Raw genomic sequence first — 5,740 nt, 5'->3', positions numbered from 1 at the left:
GTTGGCCACCGGGGCCATCGCCGCTGGGACTTTTGGAACGTCCGGGCGAGACGGGATGCGCGGTCGTGATGGCCGTTCGGGGGAAGCGGGACCGGATCAAACCTTGGTTGTGGAGGGCCGGGGGCGATCGCTGCAACTGATGGGAACGCCGGGTCGTGATGGGGAGGATGGACGAGCGGGGGAGGATGCGTATCACTGTTCTCAGCCGAGTAATCCCAGCTATAACTTGCGGGGGGCTGATGGCGGTGATGGTGGCGATGGTGGGACTGGCGGTGATGGTGGCGATGGTGGGAACCTGACGCTGTATTATTCAGATTTGGAGCCGTTACGGGAGATTTATGTGGATGCTCGCGGCGGTGAGGGAGGCTATGGGGGCTATGGGGGCTATGGCGGACGGGGTTGTTCTTGTCGTCGTCGCCGTTGGACTGTAGAGGATCAACGCTATTACTGCACCAGCGGGCGTTCAGGGCGGCGAGGACGCACTGGACGGGCGGGGAATGAGGGGGACCCTGGTCAGTTGCGGATTGTGGCGGGAACGACCCTTCTGGAGCCGGAACAGCCTTCGGCGGAACGTTCGTTATCGGCGTGGGTTGATGGCCCCATTGATTTATCGAAGAATGTCTGGGTTCGTCGGCGGGGGGCGCGATCGCTCTTGGGGCCGGGATCGGTTATTGCGGATGAGTATGAGGAGTTTGTTGAGCGTTTAGAGCGATCGGTGGCGGTGGTCTGGAACAGCGATCGCCGGCCGTCGGATTTTGCCGATCTCGAGGTTCGCGTCAGTTTGAATGATGATGAGTCGGTGGCGATGACTCTTCCTGAACCGCTCTGGATTCAGGGGTCTTGGCAGGAGGAGGAGCAGATCAGTATCTATTCTGTTGATTACAGTTTACGGCGCAGTGAGGCGACAGAGTTGGCGATCGCCGATGCGAATCGCAATCCTCGGGAGTTTAATATTGCTGTGGTCGATACCGCTCAACAATCGGAGGTGTTGGAGACTGAGTTTGCGGTCAAGATTCGCTCAACTCAGTCTCGGGCCGGGTTCCGTCATGTCCGGGACTATCGAACTCGCTTTGAGGGGGATCTTCCGGCTCATTTGGTGTCTCAGGACTATAACCGCTTTGTTCTGGATTTGTCCCGTTTACCCCTAGAGACGCGGGATTTAACGTCTCGCAGTCAAGTGGAGGTGGAACTGATTGTCACTCGTCGTTTGGGAGAGTATGAGGCGGAACAAACTCTACTTTGGCAAGGGCAACTGGATTGATCATCGAGCATTAAGGCGGTTTTGGGGGAGTTTGTTCGGGTTTTCGGGAGTTGCTGTTTCCGAGGTTCGGCGCGATCGTATGTCCCAGATTTCGCCCCTACAGCCATCTGTGACACGACGTTTTAAAAATGGTATCAACAGGAAAATCAATCGTCAAGATCGGTCGATTCTTCTTCGTTGAGCTTATAGCGATTATAGATTTTCTCGCCCCTAGACTCAATCACAAAATCAAAAACTTTAACATGGTTTTCGTCAATTTTGTCAAAAAATTTGCCGGTAACAAATTCTTTTTGTCCAGGATTAAGTTCGTAGGTCAGATCGGTGATACCGTCTGTGTAGGAATCTTCGAGAGTTATGCGAACAAGCTCTTTGTCGATCAGATCAGCTTCTTCCTTCGTGATATTTTCAAAATTGATGTCAAGCGATTCACATATATCTAAGATTAAGCTGTCTACAGACGGTTCAGCCTCTTGGTTTTCTGGCTTAATTTCTGACTCGTCATCTCCTGGGAGAACGCCAATTTTTAGTCTGTCAGACTCGGCATCATAGCCAAAACACATAACGACATCTTCGTCGTTCCAAGTCCCCAGACATTGATTGTTTTCTTCTTCATAATAAAAGAAAGTAAATTTTTCAATTATCAAGCCATATTTGTTGTTGATAAGCTCTTTCATTTTTTTCTTTGCCAGATTTTTGTTGATCGTCTTGGTGATAACTTCAAAAGCTGTGGCTACAAAAATATTAAGCAGGGCTTTAGCTAACCAGCCTGCGCCTTTGATGATGTTAGTTAGCATGAGATGTATTGAGTTTCTGCTTGATTCTCTTGGATACGATTTGTCAATGACCTTGCCAGACATCTGACACCGAGGAGGGCGAACGGCCTCCCCTCCACGGTCGGGGTTAGGGGTGGGTTCCCCTACAGCCACCTGTGGCACGAATGAATGAAAATTGCTAGAACTCTTCTCTGGAGACAGCCACCCTGCTATTTCTTATTAGTTTGAAGAAAGTTGGATTTTGAAGTTTTCATCAAAATCGCTGTACTCCAAAACTAAATCTTGAGAGGATTGCGGAATCTCAAAGGTTATCCATCCTCGTGTTTGTTCTTGAGATGAGAGACGTTCAAAAACGGGGAATTTAGGACCTTTAATTTTTGTCCACTCCGGCTCATACACAAATCCTTGTCCGTCTTTTAGCTTAAAACTCATTAAGCCAACAGACTGAAGCTCGGATGATTTATTCTTCATGGATACATCTAATGAGAGATAAACATGGTTGTCTTCAGGTTCATAGAATTGATTGTATTCTGCTGGATACTCAATAGAATTGACTCTGACGTTGTAATTCCTTGAATTGTAGGCAAGTGGTTGTGATGTCTCTCCCTGTCCCGCAATCGCTGAAATGATTTGATTCATGTCAACATCTGGATTTTTTTTGTTGATATACGCTAAATAGACTAAGACAACTTTTTCATCTTTTTGAATCACGGAGATATCTATGCCACCAAAATCCTCAAAATCTCCGTCCTCTATTTTGCCACCAAGCCAAATATAAGGGCCAGAAATATTTGCAAATTCTTTAAATTGAAGAATCTCTGAATCAACTTCGTCTAATAGGTCTCCCAGAGCTTGAGTTTTGAATAAAATCTCATAGAGATCTGACGACTCTAAAACGCCCTTACTCGGGAATTGAGAGATAACTTCATCACTAGCCACACAAAGCAGATCGACTTGTTCTGGCAAATTTTCTGCCTCTTTAACGTTGACAAAAAATTTGGATTCACTCCCCAAAAAACCACAAGAATTTGCCTCGCCCTCAAGCTCCGAGAAGTCTATTTCTGTATAGTTGCCCAATAGGTTTTGTGATAAAGTAGTAAATAAATCGGGTTCACCAGCAAAGGCAATTAAGTGAGATGTTAGGGTCAGGAAAAGGATTATGACGCTAAGTAAGAGTTTCATGACACTTGGTATTGGTATGGCCAGATAACCACTAAGCTACCATGTTTTTTATAGCAACTGAGTCATGTTATATTTTTTAAAGATTTAAGGAACCGATTTAGGATCGACCAAGGTGATAGCGATCGCCTGTCCGAGTACAGCGCCTAGAGCGCGTTCAATTTCAGCTTGTTTTGATCGCACCAATGACTGCAAAACTTTGGGAACTGAGAGTGTTGCTGTGGTGTCTCTGAGGACTACCAGTTGTGCCTGTTGTCGCAGTAATTCGCGGGTTGCTAACGACTGTATTTGGCGGAGCATCTCTTGCCAAACTGCTGCCATCTGGTCAGGAGGCAATGACATTGGGGGAGGTGGGGGTGGCGGTTCAGGCGGTCGGTCTGTTTTGGGAATTTCTACAATCTCGATGTCAAACGAATACAGGGACTGTTCCTGCTCTAACTCGCTGCGACGGATACGCTTGACCCATTTTCGTTCGATGTATTCATTCCAGCGAAACCTCTGATCCTTGGCGTTCTGCCGTTCTTCATAAGATACGTGAGCGATCGCATAGACGAATGGTTCCTGGGAGCGGGCGATCGCATCGTGCAATACCACCTCAAAATTTTCCACGCGGTCAAACAGTGCCGCAATCAATTGGCAATCTGTGAGAGCGCGGTGAGCGTGACTAACTCCAATACCGTGGTTGAGTGCGGTCTGCACCAAGTTTCTCGGCTTGTCATTCTCGGGCCAGCGGAAATCCTCATAGGTACAAAGCCAGGGTTTACTCAGAGCCGGTAATACTCCTCGTCCAAACCACTGTTTATCAAAGTTGGCATTGTGAGCAACCAGATAATCTATGTCCTTCTGCCATAGCATCAATGTTGACGTGAAGATACCAAGAGGAAGTTCTGGCACCTGTTGAGAAGCCTCTGCTGAGATACGGTTGACTCGCTCCACTGGATTGGAATCAACGGGAAACAATGTCGAAAGCTGCTGGAGAACGCAGCGGTGGGGAACAGAGTAGAGAATCGCCCCGAGTTCGATGACGCGATCGCAACTCGGGTCGAGTCCAGTGGTTTCGAGGTCGAGGATGAGTAACCTAGTCGTCATACTGGAAACCTTAGCGAGCCGAAAGGTTTAAATCACTAATCCGCTGCTGAGTTAAGCGAATACGACAGTTTTCCCAAGCTGCGTTGCCACCCCCCGTCCGTTCAAATCGACAGACGGTGTCTCGATACTGTTGCCATGTGCGTTCCGAGGCATCGAGCAAAGCCGTTGACCTGTAAGCTCGAAAGTTATTGACAATCGAGCGATGTTGGCGCTCAAGGCTTGCCAAATCCTGCCGATGATTGGGATAGTAATTGTACTGGTAAGCGGTCAACTCCTCGGTTCGGACGTTGGTGAGCCTCGTCTGGCAGGTGATCTCGAGTAGGGGGACGATTGACCCGAGTCGGCCACTCACTTCGAACTCGCAGGCCGCATCGCGGTAGTTAATCCAGTCAAGTTGAGCATCAATCAGTAACTCGCGCCGGGGTTCGGATAAATTGCTGATGACTTCGTTGTACATCCAATTGAGTTCGGCATCGGCGGCGGTAAAGGCTTCGTTGACACAGAACGCCATATTTTCTGGGGTGTCGGGCCGAGAACAGGTGGGCCGCTGAGACTGTGCGGGTTGTACCGGGCCGAGCAGGAGGGCGATCGCCCCAACCGCGACCCAAGAGGCCATAGTAAGGTGGGGGGTTGAGCGGCGTGCATTTTGAGAGACCATTTGTCGTCATTTAACCTCTGGGATAGAGTTCTCTTGAAAGAGTTAGGTCAGTCTAGGCAAGAGGGCCAGAACTCAAGCCAGACCAAATGTGAGACTCTCTGCACCGGCTAGGGGGGTTGTCTATTCTGTCGTCCTGGGTCTTTCCTGCCTCTAACTCTAGTTTAGGCTGATCGCCCGCTGAATAGTTACGGATTGATTGTCGATGAAGAATCATAGCTGATTGTTCAGGCGCAAACGGTTTGCACTCTTAGGGGTTTGACTGTGGGGGCGAACGGCTGTTCGCCCCCACAGTCGGGTGTATGGCAAGATGATCGAAAAAGAGGATAAGATGCGGGAAATCCGATCAAGATCTGGCTCGAGTGCATCGATAATCCCATGGCTACCACTGAGTTTAAGGTTGATTTGCCCTCTACCCTTTCTGTGGAGGAAACCAAGGTATTGCTTGCGGTTAAGCTGTATGAGGTGGGTAAGGTATCTGTTGGGCAGGCGGCGGATATTGCTGGCTACTCGAAACGAGCGTTTATGGAAATTTGAGGCCATCACAATGTGCCGATTTTTTCTGACTCACCGGACGAGTTAAGGGCTGATTTAGGGCTGTGAGTCAAGAGGTTATCATTACTGACAGCGGCTGTCTGATTAGTTTGGAGCGCATTGAACGATTATAAATTTTGCGGGTCTTTAGACCATCGGGTGTAATTTGTTGCATTGGACAAAAAATTGTAGGGGAACCCACCCCTAGCCCCTCCCAGGAGGGGAAAATTTTTCGCCCCTACTAATTCC

Annotated in this window: 6 protein-coding genes; 2 read left to right on the top strand and 4 right to left on the bottom strand. The window is 48.8% G+C overall.

What is annotated here, in order from left to right:
* Positions 1-1,261: collagen-like protein (locus tag R6U67_RS06775; RefSeq protein WP_410251832.1), on the top strand; the 1,261-nt coding region annotated here is incomplete at its 5' end.
* Positions 1,262-1,407: 146 nt separating this feature from the next.
* Here the strand turns inward: R6U67_RS06775 and R6U67_RS06770 are convergent.
* The 4 genes from R6U67_RS06770 to R6U67_RS06755 form a co-directional block, all read right to left on the bottom strand.
* Positions 1,408-2,196 (bottom strand): hypothetical protein, encoded by a 789-nt coding sequence (locus tag R6U67_RS06770; RefSeq protein WP_410251831.1) that lies wholly within the window; start codon positions 2,194-2,196, stop codon positions 1,408-1,410.
* Between the two features lie 57 nt (positions 2,197-2,253).
* A complete protein-coding gene (locus R6U67_RS06765) occupies positions 2,254-3,216 on the bottom strand; it encodes a DUF4352 domain-containing protein (protein WP_410251830.1) in 963 nt (320 codons plus the stop codon).
* An 84-nt stretch (positions 3,217-3,300) separates the two neighbouring features.
* Complete coding sequence (locus R6U67_RS06760) at positions 3,301-4,302, bottom strand: exonuclease domain-containing protein (protein WP_410251829.1); 1,002 nt, start codon at positions 4,300-4,302, stop codon at positions 3,301-3,303.
* A 10-nt stretch (positions 4,303-4,312) separates the two neighbouring features.
* Positions 4,313-4,918: a lysozyme inhibitor LprI family protein gene (locus tag R6U67_RS06755; protein ID WP_410251828.1), complete on the bottom strand. Its 606-nt coding sequence runs from the start codon at positions 4,916-4,918 to the stop codon at positions 4,313-4,315.
* A gap of 417 nt (positions 4,919-5,335) precedes the next feature.
* Between R6U67_RS06755 and R6U67_RS06750 the strand changes: the two genes are divergently transcribed.
* Positions 5,336-5,494 (top strand): UPF0175 family protein, encoded by a 159-nt coding sequence (locus R6U67_RS06750; RefSeq protein ID WP_410251827.1) that lies wholly within the window; start codon positions 5,336-5,338, stop codon positions 5,492-5,494.
* The last annotated feature ends 246 nt before the right edge of the window (positions 5,495-5,740 follow it).

Source organism: Sodalinema sp., from assembly GCF_046483825.1.
Classification (GTDB): domain Bacteria; phylum Cyanobacteriota; class Cyanobacteriia; order Cyanobacteriales; family Geitlerinemataceae; genus Sodalinema.
Note: the sequence above shows the minus strand (reverse complement) of the source record. Positions and strands in the feature narration are given on the sequence as shown.

What these genes read in the sequence shown, in the direction of transcription:
- R6U67_RS06765 (WP_410251830.1), bottom strand. Translation starts at nt 3,216, where the DNA reads ATGAAACTCTTACTTAGCGTCATAATCCTTTTCCTGACCCTAACATCT.
- R6U67_RS06750 (WP_410251827.1), top strand. Translation starts at nt 5,336, where the DNA reads ATGGCTACCACTGAGTTTAAGGTTGATTTGCCCTCTACCCTTTCTGTG.
- R6U67_RS06760 (WP_410251829.1), bottom strand. Translation starts at nt 4,302, where the DNA reads ATGACGACTAGGTTACTCATCCTCGACCTCGAAACCACTGGACTCGAC.
- R6U67_RS06755 (WP_410251828.1), bottom strand. Translation starts at nt 4,918, where the DNA reads ATGGCCTCTTGGGTCGCGGTTGGGGCGATCGCCCTCCTGCTCGGCCCG.